Here is an 18,624-nt window from a genome sequence, read left to right as displayed (position 1 = left end):
CCTATCCCGGGGGCCAGGTGAAGCGGTTGGATTCGACACCGTCCGCGATCACCCAGACCGATTCGCCGACGGTGTCGAAGTGGAACGCCTCGAAGGTGACCGATCCGTCCGAATCGGTGGTCTGCCCGGAACCGGGGTTGCTGTAGCCCTCGGCGGTGGAGAACGGGTTGAAGTCGTACTCGGTGTTGGGGTCGAAGCCCGTCGCGACGACGTGCATCTTCGCGCAGTCCGGCTCCGAGCACCCGGAACCGTACGACTCCTGCTCGCCGCGCGACACGGTGATCGACCTCGGTGATTTCGGCGTCACCCCGGCGGAACTGGCGCCGGGACCGCGTCCGGCGGAGTTCTGCGCGGTCACCGTGATCACGTAGGTGGTCCCGTTGGTCAGGCCGCTGAGCGCGGTCGACCGGACGCCACCGCCGACGGTCTTCTCGCCGCTGCCCGCGCTGGAGGTCCACGAGACGTGGTAGTTCGACACCGCGCCGCCGTTCGGGGACGCGGCACCCCAGTTGACCGTGATCGCCGCGTTCCCGGCGGTGGCCTTGACCCCGGGCGGCGCACCCGGCGGGCTGGCCGGATTCGCCGGGGGCGGGGGGTTCGTCTTCGGCGGTGGCTTGGGCTGCGCGGGCGGAGGTGCCTGCTGTTGCTGCTCCTGCGCGGGAGGCGCGGCCGGCGGTGGCTGTGGCGCCGGCGCGACCGGCGGGGGAGCGGACGGGGCTGGCCGCTCGGTGCCGGTCACCTGCACCGGGTTGACCGCCCCGTCGTTGTCGACCACCAGCACGTGACCGCCGTCCGCGCTGTCGACGTACACCCGCGAGTCCTCGCCCCTCGACAGCCGGGGTTCACCGGGCGGGACCGGCGTGCTCTTGTGCTGCTTGCCGTCGCGGTCGTAGGTGAGCACGGCGTTCTTGGCGCGGTCGAGCAGGACCACCGCCTGCCCCGACGACGCGACCGCGCTGTAGTCGCCCTCGGGCAGGTCGACGGTGACCGGCGCGGCCTTCGCGGGCGTGGTGTCGACCAGGTGCATGCGTTTGCCCGGCCCGTCGAGCACGGCGATCCGGCCGCCGACGTCGGTCGAGGCGAGGCGCGCGTTCGGCGGCGCGTCGACGCCGAGCGCGGTGCCGGGGCCGAGGTTCTTGCCGTCGATCGTGTGCACGGTGTCGGTGGAGGTGTCCACGAACATCGGGCGGTCGGCGACGACGGTCAGGCCGCCGGTGTGCCCGCTGGGTGCGTTCGCCGGGCATTCGAGCCGGTCGGCGTCTCGGGTCAGTTCGCAGAGCGCGTTGGTGCCCAGGTGGTGGACCCACACCGAACCCGCGCTGGTGGTCACCGGATCGCCGAGACCGCCGCCCGCCGCGATCGTGGTGTGCTCATCACCCAGTCGGACGATCTGCCCGGCTTCGCGGTACACCAGGTAAGGCCCGCCCGCGACCTCCAGCGCCACCGGCCGCTCCCGGGCCGCCGGTGCGGTCACCTTGCCCACGGACAGGTCGGACTTGCCGAACTCGATGATCCGGTTGCCACCGACCACGTACCCGCCGGTCTCGCCCTGGACCACCTGACTGCCCGGATCGGCCGGGAGCCCGAGCCGCGCGTCGATGTTCCGGCTGGCGCCGTCGATGTGGAAGACGGTGCCCAGCACCGAGTTGAACACCCAGTGCCCGGACTGGAAGAAGTCGATCCCGCCGTCGGGCTTGGCCGCCCCGGACACCGCGAGGCCGACCGCGGTCGTCACCGCCACCACGGTGATCACGAGCGGCGATCGCCCGCGCCACCACGCGAGTTTCCTGCCCACGGGCCAAGCCTAGGGGAGGTGCTGGTCGTCGAACCAGTCCCGCAGCACCTCCGCCGTGCGCGCGGGCTGGTCCTCGGCGGTGTAGGTGTAGGAATCGGCGATCGTGCGGAAGTCCGCGCCGAGCAGGTCCGCGTAGGCGCGCCCGCGCCCGGCCGGGAACACGCGGTCGCCGGCGGCCCACGCGCACAGGATCGGCAGGCCGGAACCGCGCAGCTTTTCGGCAGCGCTCTTCACGAAGCCGATGTCCACCGCGCCGATGGCCTTGCGCCCGTCGAACCGGATCTCCGGCGTGGACAGCGTGGGGCCGACGTACCCGCGCATCACGGTGGTGTCGATGGGGAACCTGGCCAGCCAGCCGTAGGTGTTCGGCAGCCGCCACGTGGCCCGCAGGCGCAACGGCTGGTACAGCGCCCGGTGCGTGCCGGGGTGGCGGGCGGCGGCCTTGAGCACCCCGAAGGCGCCGTGCGCCGGCGGCCAGGTGCACCACGGGGTCTCGCACGAGTTCAGCACCAGCCGCGCAATCCTTTGTGGACGGAGGGTGGCCGCGAGCTGGCTGTACGCGCCGCCGGAGTCGTTGCCCACCAAGGTGACCTCGCGCAGGTCCAGTGCGTCGAGCAGGTCGCCGATCAGGCCCGCCATCCCGGGCGGGGAGAGGTCGGCGTCGCGGCGCAACGGGGTCAGGTGCGAGCCCAGCGGCCAGTCCGGCGTGATGCAGCGGAACCGGCTCGACAGCAGCGGTACCAGCTTGCGCCAGAGGTTGGCGTTGACCAGGTAACCGTGCACGAAGGCGAGCACCGGACCGCGGCCGGCGTCGTGGTAGCGCAGGGTCCCGGACGGCAGGGTCACCTCGTGCGGTTCCCCGAGCCGGGGATCGCGCCAGCGTTCCATCGCTGCTCCTGACGACTTCTTGCAACCGTTGCAAGATCCTGGCGGCTAAGCTAGCAGCGTTCGTGCAACGGTTGCAAGAGAGGGCTCATGGACCCCCGCAAAGAGCGCACCATCAGCGCGTTGCTCCGCGCCGCCGAGGAGGTCTTCCGCGACCGCGCGGAGGTGACGGTCGAGGAGATCGCCGAGCGCGCCGGGGTCGCCCCCGGCTCCATCTACAACCACTTCGGGTCCAAGGCCGGACTGCACGCGGCGGTGGTGGAACGCGCGCTGCGCGCCGACCGCGGTCACATGGACCAGGCCTACCGGCCCGGCCGGCCGCCGATCGAGCAGATCTACGCCGCCGCCGACGAGTACCTGGCCTTCTACCTCGCCTACCCCGGCTACTTCCGGATGCTGGCGTTCCCGCCCGAACCCGGGCAGTACGCGGCGGGGCAGGAACTCGCCGACCGGCTGGCGAAGTCGGTCGACGAGCAGAACCAGCGCCTGGTCACCGTGCTGCGGAAGGGCGTCGAGGCCGGGGTGTTCCGCGAGGTCGACCCGGCGGCGGTGGCCACCGTGCTCTGGTCGGCGTGGAACGGCGTGATCAGCCTCGGCTGGCGCCCGGATGCCTTGCGCCGCAACGAAGACGAGTTGCGCGCGTTGCTCACCACGGCCACCGACCTGGTCGCGCACGGCCTGCTCACGTGAGCACGAGCACCTTCCCGCGAAGGTCGCCCCGCTCGCTCCGGCGGTGGATCTCGGGAAGGTCGGCGAGTGCGTGGCGCTCGGTGATGTCGAGGGCCAGCGAGCCGTCGTCCACCAGTGCCACGAGCGCGGCCAGATCGCGGGAATCGTTGCGCACCAACACATGGTGACCGATCTTGTTGGTCACCGACACGATGCGCCCGCCCAGTCGCGCGATCCCGGCCGCGTCGGGCAACCCGACCAGGTGCAGCACGAGGTCGACCGGGCCGTCGAGCGCTTCGTCCAGCGTGGTGGCGGTGTAGTCGATGAGCTGCTCGGCGCCCAGCTCGCGAACCTTGGCCGCGCTGCGCGGACCGGCCGTGGCGATCACCCGCGCTCCGGCCTTCCTGGCCAGCTGAACGGTGAATCCGCCGATCCCGCCACCCGCGCCGTTGACCAGGACGCGCTCGCCCGCGGTGATCCCGGCCTGCTCGATCGCTTGCCACGCGGTCAATCCCGCGAGTGGCAAGGCAGCCGCATCAGCCAAGGCGATGCTGCGGGGCGCGGCGACGAGCGCATCGGCGTCGGCCACGGCGAATTCCGCGGCGGCGCCGTCGATCCAGCCGATCACCCGGTCGCCGATCGCGTGCGCGTCCACCCCCGCGCCGAGTTCGACGACGGTGCCCGCGACGTCCCAGCCCAGCGTCAACGGCAACGTCACCGGAACCAGTTCACGCAGGACGCCGGAGCGCAACGCCACTTCGGTCGGGTTGAACGAGGTCGCGGCGACCTCGACGAGCACCTGGCCCGGTCCTGGTGCCGGTCGCGGGATCTCGTCGATGCGGATGACGTCCGGGTCGCCGTGTTCGTGGATGCGTGCGGCTCTCATGACGTCGACCGTAGAAAGCCTCATCGAGACGGACCATGGTTAGCTGACCCGCATTCATACGCGATCGTCTCGCTAGAGTGCCACCCGTGGACATCCTCAGCGACGTGCTCGCCGTGGTGCGCGCGGGACGGCCGCGCTCGGCACTGGTGGGCTGGGACGCGCCGTGGGCGCAGCGGTTCCCGCCGGTGCCCGGTGCGGTCGGCTTCCGCGTGGTGCTGCGGGGCGAGTGCGTGCTGATCCCGTCGGACGGGGTGCCGGTGCGCCTGGGCACCGGCGATGTGGTGTTGCTGCCGCACGGCGGTACGCACGTGCTCGCCGACCACGCGGACACCCCGCCGGCCACCGAGGTCTGCGATCCGGATCTCGCCGAACCCCCGCCCGTCCACGGGGACACGATGACCCTGTGCGGTGCCTACGAACTCGCGCCCGCCGGTGGTCACCCGCTGCTGCGCGACCTGCCGGAGGTGGTGCACCTGAGCGGTGGCCCCGAGTTGCGGTCCACAGTGGACCTGCTGGCGGCCGAGCTCCTGCGGCCCGGCCTCGGTACCGACGGGGTGGTCCCGGCGCTGCTGGATCTGGTGCTGCTCTACGCGCTGCGCACCTGGTTCGCCGAGCGGCGGCCCGGCTGGGGCGCGGCGCTGCGTGATCCGGTGGTCAGCCGGGCGCTGGAGGCCATCCACACCGAACCCGCCCGGCCGTGGACGGTCGCTTCGCTGGCCGAGCGCGGCGGGTTGTCCCGCGCGCCGTTCGCCCGGCGGTTCACCGAGTTGACCGGCCGCTCGCCGGGGCGCTACCTGACCTGGTGGCGGATGACCACGGCGGCGCGCCTGCTGCGCGAGTCGGACGTGCCGCTGGCGGTGGTCGCGGAGAAAGTGGGCTACCGCTCGGAGTTCGCCTTCGCCACCGCGTTCAAGCGGCAGTACGAGCTCGCGCCCGGCCGGTACCGCCGGTTTGCCGCCGGCGCACGGGATGTGAGATCTTGAGGGGGAGCCCGGTGATGGGGCTTCCGGACGAGGGGTGCCGTACCCGGTGTGCGACAAGACGGCCCGCTGGAGGCCGTCATGTCGTGGATCATCCTCGTTCTCTCGGGTGTGCTGGAAGCCGTGTGGGCCACCGCACTCGGCAAGTCCGAGGGACTCACCCGCTTCGGCCCGGCCGCGGTGTTCTTCGCCGCGCTCGCCGCGAGCATGGCCGGGCTCGCCTACGCGATGCGTGAACTGCCCGTCGGCACCTCCTACGCCGTCTGGGTGGGCATCGGCGCGGTGCTCACCGTGGTCTACGCGATGGTCACCGGGCAGGAACCGTTGTCCGTGCTGAAGGTCCTCTTCCTGGCAATGATCGTCGGCGGCGTGATCGGGCTCAAGCTGGTCCACTGAGCACGTTCCGCAGCGTGGACGGGCTGGCCGGATCGCCGGGCTCGGCCCGAAGATGGCGCCATGACCGCCGTCGTCGAGCTGACCCTGTCGATCCGCCTGCGCACCGACGAGGACAACGCGGCCGAGATCGCCGCCCGCCTGCTGGAGTCCGTCGAGGACGCACTGGGGGTGGAGGCGGCCGGCCGCGTCGTGCCCTCCGTCGTGCCGTCGGCCGGACCGGCGGTGCGGATCGACGCGAGCGCGCGGCGGGTGCTGGTCGGCGGCAGACCGCTGAGCCTGACCAGGCTGGAGTTCGACCTGCTGCTCTACCTCGGCACGCATCCCGACGTGGTGCACGATCGGGCGACCCTGCTGACCGAGGTGTGGGGCTCGCGGCGTGACGGGGTGCGCACGGTCGACGTGCACATCCGCAAGCTGCGCGCCAAGTTCGCCCCCGAACCCGCCCCGATCAGCACCGTGCGCGGGGTGGGCTACCGGTTCGACGGCACTCCGCGCGTGGCCATCGTCTAACGCGGATGGAACTCCAGGTCCAGCCGGTACGGGCTGTTCAGCGAAACCCCCGGCTGACGCGGGATCTCCGCGCCAGGGCTGAGCCGGAAGTTCGTGCCGCGGGCGAGCAGCGCGGCGAAGGCGGTCTTCAGCTGCAGCCGGGCGAAGTGCAGGCCGAGGCAGTGGTGGATGCCGAAGCCGAACGACAGGTGCGGAATGGACGGCCGGTCGAACACCAGCTCGTCGGGGTTCTCGAACCGCGCGGGATCACGGTTGGCGGCGGCGAAGAACACCGCGACGCGGCCGCCGGCCGGGATCGGCATCCCGCCGATTTCGGTGTCCCGCACGGCGGTGCGCGCCATGAACGCGACGGTGGTCTCGTAGCGGAGGAACTCCTCGAGTTCGCGCTGCCAGCCTCCGGGACGCCGCAGGAGCGCCTCGACGTCGTCGCGGGTGGCCAGGTGGTAGGCGATGTTCGCGATGACGCCGCGCGTGGTGTCCAGCCCGCCGAGGAACAGCGTGGTCACCATGCCCAGCTTCTCCTCCATGGTCAACGGCCTGCCGTCGATGGTCTCGGTGGCGAGCGCGCGCAACACGCCGTCGCGCTCCTCGGCCGCCGCTTCGGCGAGCGCCTCGGCCGAAAGGGCAGCCAGCGCCTGGAAGGCTTCGGGGCTGCTCGTCACCGCGACCTCCTTGGCCGCCGCGATCCCGCGCGAGACCAGGTCCTCGTTGTCGGTGGCGAACACCACGCGCGCCAGTGAACCGGCGCTGAACGGGATGGCGAAATCCTGCACCACGTCACACGAACCGCGTTCCGCGAAGGAGCCGACGGTTTCGTCGGCCAATCGGCGCAACTGGCCTTGGTAGCGCTGGAGGAAGGCGTGGGAGAAATAGGGGTTGAGAATTCGCCGGTAATAACGGTGGTCCGGTGGGTCGGTGTCGACCGGGATCACCCGAACGGGCACTCCGCGAATGCTCGGCGCGCGGGAACTGAACGATTCCGGGTCGGCGCACACGGCCCGCACGTCCTCATACCGCGTGAGCACGTGATATCCGCCGTCGGCGGCCGAATGCGGGACCGGGCACCGCGTCCTGGCCAGCGTCGCGGCGGCCAGCAGGTGCTCGGCCTGGTCTTCGGCGTAGAGATCGAGTCCGGCCAGCGCTTCTTCCGGTGATGCGGCCACGCGTCCCTCCCCAGAGCCCGGGAATCCCCCAGTTTAGGCGAGCGCGGCACCGCACCGTCCCGAAAGGACGGTGTGCGGGGCGTTACCGGGCGACCCTTGCCACTCGCGGCCTAACGGCACCGGCCGCTCGGGTGAGGTGAGAATTTTCCGACTACTTAGCGTAGGGGTTTCCCCGAGACCAATGATCACCCTTCGTCATCTTTTTGTTATTTTCTCGCGGCTCAGTCAGCCGTCTCAGTGAGTTGAATCGCCGCTGTGACCTTGTAACGCTGCATTCAGAGTGACCGATACCACCGCGTGTATCGCTCGCGCCCCTACTGAGCGTATACCACCCATGGTCACCCACAGTTATCACAATTGCGGGTGGCTCGCTGTCCCGAACTGCGCCACTTGTCGAGTGTGGGAGGTCCGATGGAAGAGTCGGTGCGGCGGTCATTGCCGGTCAATTCGTTGCCGGTCAACGATGCGCGGCCCCACATCGGTCTTCCCGCGATTTCCCGTCAACCGCAGCGCGCCGCGCCCAGCGCGCCCGCCGATCCGCGCCCGCCCGCGCCCGCTTCCCGCGCGTCGCACCGGCCTTCGCCGGACTGGGAATCCGGTTACCGCAGCATGGTGGTGCTCGGTGACCTGGTCGCCACCACCGCCGTGGTCGCCGCGGGAGCCTTCGTGCTGCACGGTTTCGGGGCCGAGTGGCCGGCCACGCAGTGGCTCGCGCTCGGCACCGTGCTCGCCGTCGTGTGCGCGCTTCCGGCCAGCCGGGCGTGGAACCCGAGAGTGCTCGGTGAGGGCGCCGAGGAGTTCCGAAGACTCGGGCGGGGCCTGTTCGCCGCGGCGGTGATGGTCGCACTCGGCGGTCTGCTCTTCGGCGCGCTCGCCGTGCAGCCGTGGGTGTTCGCCGTCATTCCCGCCGTCGCACTGGTCTCGTTCCCGCAACGTTACGTGCTCCGCCGCTGGCTCCACCGCACGCGCCGCCGTGGCGGCTGCCTGCTGCCGGTGCTCGCCGCGGGCAGTCCGGAAACCGTGCGCGACCTGATCGCGCGCACCCGCGCCGAATCCCACGTCGGCTGGCGCGTCGAAGCGGTGTGCACCTTCACCGGTGAGGGCGATCCCGGGAGCGGTGACCTCGACGGGGTGCCGGTGGTCGGCAGGCTCGACGAACTCGCCGACCACGTCCGCCGCGGTGGGTACCGCGTGGTCGCGGTCACCGCGGACCAGTACTGGAGCCCGCGGCGGCTGCAGCAGGTCGCCTGGGACCTCGAAGGCACCGCCGCCGAGATGGTGGTCGCGCCGGTGCTGATGGAGGTGGCCGGGCCGCGGCTGAATGTCTCCGGGGTGCTCGGCATGCCCCTGCTGCGGGTGACCGCGCCGACCTTCACCGGTGGCCGCCGCCTGGTCAAGGAGATCGTCGACCGGGTCGCGTCGGCCCTGTTGCTGCTGATGATCTCGCCGCTGCTGCTGGGCATCGCGGTGGCGATCAAGCTGGGCAGCCGCGGGCCGGTGATCTACCGCCAGCGCCGCGTCGGCCGCAACGGGCACCCGTTCACCATGCTCAAGTTCCGCACCATGGTGGTCAACGCCGACGCCGTGCGCCAGCAGCTGCTCCAGGACAACGAAGGCGCCGGTCCGCTGTTCAAGATGCGCCGCGACCCGCGGGTCACCCGGGTGGGCGGCCTGCTGCGCCGGTACTCGCTCGACGAGCTGCCCCAGCTGTTCAACGTGCTGACCGGGCGGATGTCGCTGGTCGGCCCGCGCCCGCCGCTGCCGGAGGAGACGAAGGCCTACGCCGCCGACGCGCGCCGCCGCCTGCTGGTCAAGCCGGGGCTGACCGGGCTGTGGCAGGTCAGCGGTCGCAGCGATCTGAGCTGGGCGGAGAGCATCCGGCTCGACCTGCGCTACGTGGAGGACTGGTCGCTGGCACTCGATCTGGTGATTCTGTGGAAGACGGTGCGCGCGGTGCTGATGGGTGACGGGGCTTACTGAGGTTCCGGGTGTGACCTGAATCTAGTTGAAACCGAAATAGTCAAGCGCTCAACTACGTTGGCGGGAGGTAGTCAGGAACTCACCAGGAAGGATCGAACCATGACCTCCACCGACATCCGCCCCGATGGTCTCGCACTGGACGGCGAGGTCGCCGACCTGCTGTTCCGCGAGGCGAGGACGGCCAACACGTTCAGCGCGGAGCCGGTCGGCGACGACCAGGTCAAGGCCATCTACGACCTGGTCAAGTGGGCGCCGACGTCGATGAACATCCAGCCGCTGCGCGCGCTGGTGCTGCGCAGCGAGGAGGCGCGGGAGCGCCTGGTCCCGCTGCTGGCCGAGGGCAACCGGGCCAAGACCGAGAGCGCGCCGCTGACCGTCATCCTGGCCGCCGACACCGAGTTCCACCAGAACCTCCCGCGGTTGTTCCCGCACAACCCGGGCGCCAAGGACTACTTCGCCGAAGAGGACGTCCGCTTCGAGACGGCCAAGTCGAACGCTCTGCTGCAGGTGGGCTACTTCATCATCGGCGTGCGCGCGGCGGGCCTGGCCGCCGGCCCCCTGACCGGCTTCGACGCCCAGGGCGTGGACAAGGAGTTCTTCCACGACCGGCCGTGGAAGTCGCTGGTCGTGGTGAACGTCGGCAAGCCGGGGGAGAGCCCCTGGTACGACCGCCTGCCCCGCCTCGGCTTCGACCAGGTCGTCGACACCCTCTGACCTGCCTCTAGGCTGCCCCGCCACCAGGCCGCCCTCGCGACGGCGCTGCCGTCCTGGATGGCCGTATACCCGGCCCGCCGCTTCCTGGGACATCGCTGCTGTCGACCTCCGCCCCAGCTGTCGCGGCCTGCCGCCTCGATCCGGGGCTCGCTGCTGGTCACCTCAGTCCCGGCCGTCGCGGCCTGCCACCTCGATCCGGGGACGTCGCTGCTGTCGACCTCGGCCCCAGCCGTCACAACTGGCCGCCCCGACCGGGCACTTCCCGCTGGCCGCCCCCAGCCCAGCGACAGCGCAGTCGCTGGGCGACTCGACCTCAGCCCTCGCACCGACCGAACTACTCCCCGCCACCCCCGCTGACCGCGACTGGCGACTGCTCACTGGCGACCGCACCCGCCGACTGGCCAACGGTTCCGCAGTCCCGTTCCGAACCACGCCCACGGCCCGTTCCCACCGTTTTTCCACGGACGAGCGCCGTTGGCCCGCGACACGTGTGAGCAGCCCCGACCACGACGGCTAGCATCACGGGAGTCATCGGAACACCCAGCTGAGGAGCCCACCGTGTCAGAGTTCTCGCCAACCGCGGCCACCCCGTCCGAACGCGTGGTGGTCACCGCGGGCACTACGGCGAGTGCGGCGGTCCGCGAAGCCGGCCTCCCGGGCAAGGGCCCGGACGCCATCGTGGTGGTGCGCGACGCCGAGGGCAAGCTCCGGGATCTGGCCTGGGTGCCCGAATCCGACACCGAGGTCGAGCCGGTGGCGGCGAACACCGAGGACGGCCGCTCGGTGATCCGCCACTCGTGCGCGCACGTGCTCGCCCAGGCGGTGCAGCAGCAGTTCCCCGAGGCGAAGTTGGGCATCGGCCCGCCGGTCAAGGACGGCTTTTACTACGACTTCGCCGTCGACACCCCGTTCACCCCGGAAGACCTGCAGGCGCTGGAAAAGCGGATGAAGCAGATCATCAAGGGGTCGCAGCAGTTCTCCCGCCGCGTACTGGAATCGGTCGAGGCGGCCAAGGCGGAGCTGGCGGCCGAGCCGTTCAAGCTCGAGCTGGTGGACATCAAGTCCGATGTGGACACTTCCGAGGTGATGGAGGTCGGCGGCGGCGAGCTGACCGTCTACGACAACCTCGACCCGCGCACCAAGGAACGGGTGTGGGGCGACCTGTGCCGCGGCCCGCACATCCCGACCACCAAGCACATCCCGGCCTTCAAGCTGACCCGCGTCGCGGCGGCGTACTGGCGCGGCAACGAGAAGAACCCGCAGCTGCAGCGGATCTACGGCACCGCGTGGGAGTCGGCGGAGGCCCAGGAGCACTACCTGGAGATGCTGGCCGAGGCGGAGCGGCGCGACCACCGCAAGCTCGGCGCCGAGCTGGACCTGTTCTCCTTCCCCGACGAGATCGGCTCGGGCCTGGCGGTGTTCCACCCCAAGGGCGGGATCATCCGGCAGGAGCTGGAGAACTACTCGCGGCAGCGGCACGTCGAAGCGGGCTACGACTTCGTCAACTCGCCGCACATCACCAAGGCCTCGCTGTTCGAGATCTCCGGGCACCTCGGCTGGTATAAGGACGGCATGTACCCGCCGATGCACCTGGACGCGGAGTACAACGAGGACGGCACGGTCCGGCGGCCGGGGCAGGACTACTACCTCAAGCCGATGAACTGCCCGTTCCACGACCTGATTTTCCGCTCGCGCGGGAGGTCCTACCGCGAGCTGCCGCTGCGCATGTTCGAGTTCGGCTCGGTGTACCGGTACGAGAAGTCGGGCGTGGTGCACGGCCTCACCCGCGTGCGCGGCATGACGCAGGACGACGCGCACATCTTCTGCACCGAGGAACAGGTTGGGGAGGAGCTGAAGTCCCTGCTGGGCTTCGTGCTCGGCCTGCTGCGGGACTACGGGCTGGACGACTTCTACCTCGAACTGTCCACCCGGAACGACGAGAAGTACGTCGGCTCGGACGAGGTGTGGGAGCGGGCCACCGAGGTGCTGCGGGAGGCGGCCGCCGACTCCGGCCTCGACCTGGTGCCGGACCCCGGTGGCGCGGCGTTCTACGGGCCGAAGATCTCGGTGCAGGCCAAGGACGCGCTCGGCCGCACCTGGCAGATGTCGACCATCCAGCTGGACTTCAACCTGCCCGAGCTGTTCGAGCTGGAGTACACCGCGGCCGGTGGGGAGCGGAAGCGGCCGGTGATGATCCACCGGGCGCTGTTCGGCTCGATCGAGAGGTTCTTCGGCGTGCTCACCGAGCACTACGCCGGCGCGTTCCCGGCGTGGCTGTCGCCGGTGCAGGTGGTCGGCATCCCGATCGCCGACGAGCACACCGAGCACCTGCGCGGGGTGGAGAAGGCGTTGCGCACCAAGGGGATCCGGGTCGAGCTGGACCTCGGCGACGACCGGATGCAGAAGAAGATCCGCACGCACACCATGCAGAAGGTGCCGTTCATGCTGCTGGCGGGCGGCAAGGACGTGGAGTCCGGTTCGGTGTCGTTCCGCTTCCGCGACGGCACCCAGGTCAACGGGGTCCCGGTGGACACCGCGGTGGAGGCGATCAGCGCCTGGATCGGCCGCCGGGAGAACACCTCGCCCTCGTCGGAGAGCTTCGGAGCGGTTCTCGCGTGAAGCCGGAATTCGAGGCGCAGGACGGCGTCGGCGTGCCCGACGCCCTGCAGCGGCTGTGGACCCCGCACCGGCTGGCCTACATCCAGGGCGAGAACAAGCCGGAGGGGGACCAGCCCACGGGCTGCCCGTTCTGCCGCCTGGTCGACCTGGATGATGCCGAGGCCCTGATCCTGGCCCGGGGCGAGACGGTGTACGCGGTGCTGAACCTGTACCCGTACAACCCGGGGCACCTGATGGTGGTGCCTTACCGGCACGTGGCCGACTACACCGATCTCACCGATGAGGAGACGGTGGAGCTGGCGCGCTTCACGCAGCACGCGATGGGCGTGGTGCGGAAGGTGTCGGATGCGCACGGGTTCAACCTGGGCATGAACCAGGGCGTCATCGCGGGCGCGGGGATCGCCGCGCACCTGCACCAGCACCTGGTCCCCCGCTGGGGCGGCGATGCGAACTTCATGCCGGTGATCGGCCACACGAAGGTGCTGCCACAACTGCTGAACCAGACGCGGGACCTGCTCGCCACCGCCTGGCACACCAGCTGACCCTCCACGAATGTGGGGCGGTCTCAACTGGTTGTTGCAAGTAGGGCTTTGTCGAGTGTTTGTGCTGGAGTGTGCCAGTTGAGGGTTTTGCGTGGGCGGGTGTTCAGGCGCTGGGCGATGGTGTCGCAGTGGGTTTGGGTGAGGTGGCGTAGGTCTGAGCCTTTGGGCCAGTACTGGCGGAGCAGGCCGTTGGTGTTTTCGTTGCTGCCGCGTTGCCAGGGGCTGTGTGGGTCGCAGAAGTAGACCTGCAGGCCGGTGTCGAGGGTGAACTGGGCGTGCTGGGCCATCTCGTTGCCCTGGTCCCAGGTCAGCGATTGGGTGAGCGTGTCGGGCAGGGCGGTGATCATGCCGGTGAGCAGTGTGCGGACGTCGAGGGCTTTGTGACTGTCCGGTAGTGGTGCCAGCAGCACGAACCTCGAGGTCCGCTCGACCAGGGTGATCACCGCGCCCTTGCCGGTACCGCCCAGGAGCAGGTCGCCTTCCCAGTGCCCGGGAACGGCCCGGTCGGTGGCGGTGGCGGGACGCTGGCTGATCGGGACCATGCCGGCGATACGGCCCGCGCGGCGCGCCCCGGTGGCCGCGCGGGATCGGCGGCCGGTGCGGCCGCTGCGCAGGTGAGCGGCCAGTTCCCGCCGCAGCTCACCACGGCCTTGGACGAACAACGACTGATAGATCGTCTCGTGACTCACCCGCATAGCCTCATCATCGGGGAACAACGTCGGCAGCATCTGCGAGATCTGCTGGGGTGACCAGTCCGCTTCCAGCAGACCGGTCACCACCGCCGCCAGCTCACCTGCCAGCAGGTGGGGTTTCGGGCGCCGGCCGCGTTCGATGGCCAGACGCTGGGCTCGGTCGGCCCGGTAGCGGCGAGGCCGGCCAGTGATCGTGGTGCCGGGCCTGGAACACCGCGGTCCACCGCCGCGGCGTACCTCACGGGAAATCGTCGAGGGTGACTTACCCAGGACTTTCGCGATCGCGTCCTGGGTAAGTCCTTGATCCAGACCGTTCTGGATCATCACTCGTTCCTCGCACGTCAACCGGGGTCCTGGCATGAGAGATCTCCTATCAGCTGCCGCCACTTGCAACAACCGATTGAGACAACCTGGCTTTCGAGCCCCGCCGATGCCTCGAAAGCCACATTCGTGGCAGCACACCTGGCTTCCAACCGTCCCCACCTCAATCCAGCCGACCGAGCCCCCACCCCAGCCGACCGCGGCGCCACCCAGCCGATCGCAGCCCCGCCTCAGCCGACCGCGGCCCACGCCAGCCGCCCCGCCCCACGCCTGCCGACCGAGCCCCACCCCAGCCAGCGCCCACCCCAGCCACCGCGGCCCACGCCTGCCGACCGCGGCCCACGCCAGCGACCGCGGCCCACTCCTGCCGACTGCGCCCCACGCCTGCCGACTGCGGCCCACGCCAGCGACCGCAGCCCACTCCTGCCGACTGCGGCCCACGCCAGCTGACCCGGCACCACCTCAACCGAAAGACAGCCGATCCCGGTCAGCAGGGCCCGCACCCGCCAAAACGCGGTCGCTCAGCAGCTCCACCGGCTGCCCCACCACCGGATACATGCACCCCCGCACCGGACCGACCAAACAACCGTCGAGACGAACCCGTGATCGCGGCGGCACCTCAGCCGCCCGCGCATCGGGAAGCAAACACCGATCAGTCGTGGGTCCCGTTGAGACGGTCGGTCAGGAACGCGAGGATTTCGTCCCTGGCCTTCCGCGTCGGGTGTCCGTCCTCGTCGACGAAGTGGGCGGTGACGACGCTGTGCGGCGAACCGACCATCTCGCGGAAGAACGGCGGCGGGTTCGTGTTCGCGGAACTGCCCGGAAGCACGCGCCCGTCGAAGGCGTCGCCGAGAAGCGCGCGGTAGGCGGCGAAGCGTTGCCCGGTGCACCAGCGGTCGTCGTCGAAGCGGTACGCGAGAACCTTCAGTCCATCCCGCACGACACGCTCCCGGACCGCCCGCGCGTCCTCGTCGCTGATTTCCAAGCCGGCCGGGTCGTCCAGCGGCAACGACGGGTGGTTCACCACGGGCGCGACCACGGCTGGCTCGAGCGCCATGGTGAGAGCGAAGTTGCCGGTGAAACACATGCCGATCACCCCGACTCCCGGACCTCCGCAATCGGCATGAGCTTGCCGCGCGAGCCCACGCAGCCACGCCGTGACGGGACTCGTGCCGCCGCCAGCGAACGCGCGGAACTCGGCACTGACGCACGCGCGACGCACAACTTCCGCACCGTCCTCAGCCGTGGGATAGGCGTCGTCGACCCCGAACAGTGAAGGCACGTAGACGGTGAAGCCCGCATCCCGTACCCACCGCGCAAACCGAAGGACGTCCGGGCTGATGCCCGGCATCTCCGGCATCAACACCACGGCCGTTCCGGAACCCGCGACATAGACCGTCTTCACCACCCCGTCCACGTCCACTTCCCGGCGGGCAAAGTCTCTGATCGCGTCGTTCATGCGGACAGCGTGGCCGGATACGCCATCCAAGGCGATAGGCCAGATCGCCATGTATCGGGGTAATCTCGCCATTGAGGTGCAGGCGGTGAGGAGGCCGGCGTGAGCGTGCTGCGGGTTGGCATCCTGGCCTATCCGGGCTGCTTCGCGTCCGAGGTGTTCGGCGTCCCCGACCTCCTGACGATGGCCACGCACGTGGCCGGCCCGGGCCGCGCCGGGTACGAGGTGTCGGTCGTTTCGCCTCGTCGTCGCGTCACTGCGTCGGGTGGTGTGGCGTTGGCCGTCTCCGCACTGCGCGAGGTCGATGTGCTTGTCGTGCCGGGGTTCGAGCTCGTGCCGGGCCTCGACGTGGACGCGAAGCTCGCATCCCTCGCCCCGGAAGTCGCGGCGATCCGCTCGCACGCTGCCGCGGGAAACGCCGTCGTTTCGATCTGTGTCGGTGCGTTCCTGCTCGCCGAGGCCGGGCTTCTCCAGGGACGCCGGGTCACGACGTCATGGCTCTTCGCGGAGGAATTGGCTCATCGGTGTCCCGGCGCTGAGGTCCGGCCCGAGCACCTCGTCGTCACCGACACCGGGGTGACGACGACCGCGGCCTTCAGCGCCATGTACGACTTCGCGCTGGAACTGATCCGCGAACACAGCGGCGCCGGTGTCGCCAGGACGACCGCGCGGATGGCACTCGTCGACGACGCGCGGTCGTCGCAAACTCCCTACGTCGACGCGCGGCTTCTTCCGCAGCCCGGCAACGAGTTCTCCCGCCGCGTCATGCGCCAGCTCGACCAGAACCTCGCCGCCCCATACGACCTCGGCGCGCTAGCCGACACGTTCAAGGTCAGCACGCGGACGTTGCTGCGGCGCTTCGCCGACGAGACCGGCCAGACCCCGCTCAGCCACCTGCAGTCGTCGCGCGTCCGTCGCGCCCGTCACCTTCTCGAAACGACGGACCGCACCGTCGCCAGCATCGCCACGGCAGTCGGCTATCGGGACGCCGGAACCTTCGCCGCCCTCTTCGCCAAGCACACGGGACAACGCCCGCGCGACTACCGCGCAGCCTTCCGGCGTGCTGCCGCCGTCCCATAAAAGCGGCGGTGAGGGTGACCGTCCTGGTGAACGGTCACCCTCACAACGCGGTGGCGGCCACCGCTCAGTCCTGCAGCGCGGCCTCGATCTCGAGGGTGATCTTCACCTTCTCGCCGAGGAAGGCGTTGCCCTCCGGGCCGATGCCGAAGTCGCGGCGGGCGACGGTGGCCTCGGCGGAGACGCCGATGGTGGTGGCGTTGTTGTTCGCCGGGTTCGGGCCGATGCCGTTGAACTCGGCCTCCAGGGTGACCGGCACGGTCGCGCCCCGCCAGGTCAGCTCGCCGTCGATGAGGAACTCGTCGTCGTCCTGGCGGATGCCGGTGGAGCGGAAGATGATCTTCGGGTGGTTCGCCGCGTCGAAGTACTCCTCGGTCTTGAGGTGCTCGTCGCGCGGGCCGACCCCGGTGCTGATCGAGGCGACCTCGATCTCGGCGGTCACGGTGGAGTCGAGGATGTTCTCCCCGGTCACGATCTGGCCACCGAACTGCTGGAAGGTGCCACGCGACTTGGCCAGGCCGAGGTGCTTGACGCTGTAGGTCACCGCGGAGTGCGCCGCGTCGATGTTCCAGGTCCCGGTCACGTAGCCGGGGATCTCGGTGGTGGGTGCGCTCATGGAAACTCCTCTGAAGCAGTGGTAGTTGAACCCTCAACCACACCGTAGCGAATTTTGGTTGAGCGTTCAACCAGGTATCATGGGCGGTATGACCGAACCGAGGTGGCTCACCGATGAGGAGCAGCGGGTCTGGCGCTCGTTCTCGGCCGCCGTCTCGATGCTCCGTGGACACGTGGAAACGCAGCTCCAGCAGGAGAGCGGCATGCCGCACACGTACTACGAGGTGCTCGTCGCGCTGTCCGAGGCGCCCGAGCGCACGCTGCGCATGAGTGATCTAGCTGACGTTTCCCGTTCGTCGCGCAGCCGCCTGTCGCACGCGGTGTCGCGGCTGGAGGCCAACGGCTGGGTCAGGCGCTACTCGTGCGCCACCGACAAGCGCGGCGCGTGGGCCACGCTCACGCCCGCCGGGTTCGCCGCGCTCGAGGCGGCCGCGCCCGGGCACGTCGAAGCGGTGCGACAGAGCCTGTTCGACCCGTTGACCCCGGATCAGGTGCGGGCGCTCGGGGAAATCAGCGATGCCATCGTCGGCAAGCTGGCCGCCCCCTGCGCCGCGGCCAAGGCGAGGGAACTGGCCGAAGATCCGTGCGTCGCCGAGGCCTGTGCCGAGGAGCCGCCGGTGCTTTCCGGCGAGCCGAAGGCCGGGGCCTCAGGTGTCTCTGGATAGGCTGCGGGGGACCCCACACCTTCGGAGCTAGGTCCGGCCACCACACTCATGCTCAACATCTTCGCGCGTGCCTCGGTTTCCCGCGTCACCGATCCCATCGGCGCGGTGCTGGTCCGCGCCGGGCTGACCCCGAACGTGATGACCGTGGCGGGCACCCTGGGCGCGATGGCGTGCGCGCTGGTCTTCTTCCCGAACGGCTGGCTGCTCACCGGCACGTTCACCGTGTGGGGCTTCGCCATGCTCGACCTGCTCGACGGCGCGATGGCCAGGGCCCGCGGCCACGGCACCCCGTTCGGCGCGGTGCTCGACGCCACCTGCGACCGGCTGGTCGACGGTGCGCTGTTCGCCGCCATCGCGTGGTGGTGCTTCACCAGCGCGCACAACAACCGCGCCGCCGCGGCCGCGCTGGTCTGCCTGGTGCTGGCGCAGGTCATCTCGTACGTGAAGGCGCGGGCCGACGCTTCGGGCCTGGAAGCCGACGGCGGCCTGATCGAACGCGCCGAGCGGCTCATCATCGCGCTGGTCGGCACCGGGCTGATGGGCCTGGGCGTGCCGCACGCGGTCGAGGTGTCGCTGTGGTTGCTCGCCGTGCTTTCGCTGATCACGCTGTTGCAGCGGCTGGGCGCGGTGGCTCGGGCCGCCCGAGCCGCGGCCAACGC

Annotated in this window: 17 protein-coding genes, 1 pseudogene and 1 riboswitch; of the genes and pseudogenes, 11 read left to right on the top strand and 7 right to left on the bottom strand. The window is 70.2% G+C overall.

Annotation, left to right across the window (positions count from 1 at the left end; translation table 11 throughout):
• Position 1: 1 nt before the first annotated feature.
• Both JYK18_RS48185 and JYK18_RS39090 read right to left on the bottom strand, forming a co-directional pair.
• A complete protein-coding gene (locus JYK18_RS48185) occupies positions 2–1,795 on the bottom strand; it encodes a fibronectin type III domain-containing protein (RefSeq protein ID WP_206808870.1) in 1,794 nt (597 codons plus the stop codon).
• Between the two features lie 9 nt (positions 1,796–1,804).
• A complete protein-coding gene (locus JYK18_RS39090; protein ID WP_206808869.1) occupies positions 1,805–2,683 on the bottom strand; it encodes an alpha/beta fold hydrolase in 879 nt (292 codons plus the stop codon).
• An 87-nt stretch (positions 2,684–2,770) separates the two neighbouring features.
• Between JYK18_RS39090 and JYK18_RS39085 the strand changes: the two genes are divergently transcribed.
• Positions 2,771–3,370 (top strand): TetR/AcrR family transcriptional regulator, encoded by a 600-nt coding sequence (locus JYK18_RS39085; RefSeq protein WP_206808868.1) that lies wholly within the window; start codon positions 2,771–2,773, stop codon positions 3,368–3,370.
• Here JYK18_RS39085 and JYK18_RS39080 read toward each other — a convergent pair.
• Entirely contained in the window at positions 3,363–4,235 is an 873-nt protein-coding gene (locus tag JYK18_RS39080; protein ID WP_206808867.1) for an NADP-dependent oxidoreductase, read from the bottom strand. The genes JYK18_RS39085 and JYK18_RS39080 overlap by 8 nt on opposite strands.
• An 86-nt stretch (positions 4,236–4,321) precedes the next feature.
• Between JYK18_RS39080 and JYK18_RS48180 the strand changes: the two genes are divergently transcribed.
• From JYK18_RS48180 to JYK18_RS39065, 3 genes are all read left to right on the top strand, one after another.
• Entirely contained in the window at positions 4,322–5,218 is an 897-nt protein-coding gene (locus JYK18_RS48180) for an AraC family transcriptional regulator (RefSeq protein ID WP_206808866.1), read from the top strand.
• 1 nt (position 5,219) lies between these two features.
• Positions 5,220–5,286, top strand: a riboswitch (guanidine-III (ykkC-III) riboswitch).
• Positions 5,287–5,296: 10 nt separating this feature from the next.
• On the top strand, positions 5,297–5,611 hold the full coding sequence (locus JYK18_RS39070) for a multidrug efflux SMR transporter (RefSeq protein WP_206808865.1): 315 nt from the start codon (positions 5,297–5,299) through the stop codon (positions 5,609–5,611).
• A gap of 60 nt (positions 5,612–5,671) precedes the next feature.
• A complete protein-coding gene (locus tag JYK18_RS39065) occupies positions 5,672–6,121 on the top strand; it encodes a winged helix-turn-helix domain-containing protein (RefSeq protein WP_206808864.1) in 450 nt (149 codons plus the stop codon).
• Here the strand turns inward: JYK18_RS39065 and JYK18_RS48175 are convergent.
• Positions 6,118–7,284 carry a cytochrome P450 gene (locus tag JYK18_RS48175; protein WP_206808862.1) on the bottom strand — a complete coding sequence of 389 codons (1,167 nt, stop codon included), beginning with the start codon at positions 7,282–7,284 and terminating at the stop codon, positions 6,118–6,120. The genes JYK18_RS39065 and JYK18_RS48175 overlap by 4 nt on opposite strands.
• A 411-nt stretch (positions 7,285–7,695) precedes the next feature.
• Here JYK18_RS48175 and JYK18_RS39055 point away from each other — a divergent pair, with 411 nt between their 5' ends.
• The 4 genes from JYK18_RS39055 to JYK18_RS39040 all read left to right on the top strand — a co-directional run bounded on the left by JYK18_RS39055 (position 7,696) and on the right by JYK18_RS39040 (position 13,139).
• Positions 7,696–9,264 (top strand): sugar transferase, encoded by a 1,569-nt coding sequence (locus JYK18_RS39055; RefSeq protein ID WP_206808860.1) that lies wholly within the window; start codon positions 7,696–7,698, stop codon positions 9,262–9,264.
• 99 nt (positions 9,265–9,363) lie between these two features.
• Positions 9,364–9,978, top strand: a complete 615-nt coding sequence (locus tag JYK18_RS39050; RefSeq protein ID WP_206808858.1) for a malonic semialdehyde reductase — start codon at positions 9,364–9,366, stop codon at positions 9,976–9,978.
• A 600-nt stretch (positions 9,979–10,578) separates the two neighbouring features.
• Positions 10,579–12,597, top strand: coding sequence for a threonine--tRNA ligase (gene thrS, locus JYK18_RS39045; RefSeq protein WP_374195119.1), 2,019 nt, complete (start codon positions 10,579–10,581; stop codon positions 12,595–12,597).
• Positions 12,594–13,139, top strand: coding sequence for an HIT domain-containing protein (locus JYK18_RS39040; protein WP_206808856.1), 546 nt, complete (start codon positions 12,594–12,596; stop codon positions 13,137–13,139). The genes thrS and JYK18_RS39040 overlap by 4 nt, the downstream gene beginning before the upstream one ends.
• A gap of 23 nt (positions 13,140–13,162) precedes the next feature.
• Here JYK18_RS39040 and JYK18_RS39035 read toward each other — a convergent pair whose 3' ends face one another.
• Positions 13,163–14,191, bottom strand: coding sequence for an IS30 family transposase (locus tag JYK18_RS39035; protein ID WP_277992424.1), 1,029 nt, complete (start codon positions 14,189–14,191; stop codon positions 13,163–13,165).
• Between the two features lie 613 nt (positions 14,192–14,804).
• Entirely contained in the window at positions 14,805–15,611 is an 807-nt protein-coding gene (locus JYK18_RS39030; RefSeq protein ID WP_206808854.1) for a dienelactone hydrolase family protein, read from the bottom strand.
• Positions 15,612–15,710: 99 nt separating this feature from the next.
• On the opposite strand from JYK18_RS39030, the gene JYK18_RS39025 reads away from it, so the two are divergent.
• Entirely contained in the window at positions 15,711–16,688 is a 978-nt protein-coding gene (locus JYK18_RS39025; protein WP_206808853.1) for a GlxA family transcriptional regulator, read from the top strand.
• Between the two features lie 64 nt (positions 16,689–16,752).
• Here the strand turns inward: JYK18_RS39025 and JYK18_RS39020 are convergent, their stop codons facing one another.
• Positions 16,753–17,301 carry a YceI family protein gene (locus JYK18_RS39020; RefSeq protein ID WP_206808852.1) on the bottom strand — a complete coding sequence of 183 codons (549 nt, stop codon included), beginning with the start codon at positions 17,299–17,301 and terminating at the stop codon, positions 16,753–16,755.
• Positions 17,302–17,389: 88 nt separating this feature from the next.
• Between JYK18_RS39020 and JYK18_RS39015 the strand changes: the two genes are divergently transcribed.
• On the top strand, positions 17,390–17,965 hold the full coding sequence (locus JYK18_RS39015; RefSeq protein WP_206808850.1) for a MarR family winged helix-turn-helix transcriptional regulator: 576 nt from the start codon (positions 17,390–17,392) through the stop codon (positions 17,963–17,965).
• 48 nt (positions 17,966–18,013) lie between these two features.
• A pseudogene (gene pgsA, locus JYK18_RS39010) lies at positions 18,014–18,622 on the top strand (phosphatidylinositol phosphate synthase); the annotation flags it as partial.
• Between the last annotated feature and the right edge of the window lie 2 nt (positions 18,623–18,624).

Source organism: Amycolatopsis sp. 195334CR (assembly GCF_017309385.1).
GTDB lineage: Bacteria > Actinomycetota > Actinomycetes > Mycobacteriales > Pseudonocardiaceae > Amycolatopsis.
Note: the sequence above shows the minus strand (reverse complement) of the source record. Positions and strands in the feature narration are given on the sequence as shown.

What these genes read in the sequence shown, in the direction of transcription:
- JYK18_RS39085 (WP_206808868.1), top strand. Translation starts at nt 2,771, where the DNA reads ATGGACCCCCGCAAAGAGCGCACCATCAGCGCGTTGCTCCGCGCCGCC.
- JYK18_RS39090 (WP_206808869.1), bottom strand. Translation starts at nt 2,683, where the DNA reads ATGGAACGCTGGCGCGATCCCCGGCTCGGGGAACCGCACGAGGTGACC.
- JYK18_RS39065 (WP_206808864.1), top strand. Translation starts at nt 5,672, where the DNA reads ATGACCGCCGTCGTCGAGCTGACCCTGTCGATCCGCCTGCGCACCGAC.
- JYK18_RS39030 (WP_206808854.1), bottom strand. Translation starts at nt 15,611, where the DNA reads ATGAACGACGCGATCAGAGACTTTGCCCGCCGGGAAGTGGACGTGGAC.
- JYK18_RS39020 (WP_206808852.1), bottom strand. Translation starts at nt 17,301, where the DNA reads ATGAGCGCACCCACCACCGAGATCCCCGGCTACGTGACCGGGACCTGG.
- JYK18_RS39035 (WP_277992424.1), bottom strand. Translation starts at nt 14,191, where the DNA reads ATGCCAGGACCCCGGTTGACGTGCGAGGAACGAGTGATGATCCAGAAC.
- JYK18_RS39050 (WP_206808858.1), top strand. Translation starts at nt 9,364, where the DNA reads ATGACCTCCACCGACATCCGCCCCGATGGTCTCGCACTGGACGGCGAG.
- JYK18_RS39015 (WP_206808850.1), top strand. Translation starts at nt 17,390, where the DNA reads ATGACCGAACCGAGGTGGCTCACCGATGAGGAGCAGCGGGTCTGGCGC.
- JYK18_RS39070 (WP_206808865.1), top strand. Translation starts at nt 5,297, where the DNA reads ATGTCGTGGATCATCCTCGTTCTCTCGGGTGTGCTGGAAGCCGTGTGG.
- JYK18_RS39055 (WP_206808860.1), top strand. Translation starts at nt 7,696, where the DNA reads ATGGAAGAGTCGGTGCGGCGGTCATTGCCGGTCAATTCGTTGCCGGTC.
- JYK18_RS39080 (WP_206808867.1), bottom strand. Translation starts at nt 4,235, where the DNA reads ATGAGAGCCGCACGCATCCACGAACACGGCGACCCGGACGTCATCCGC.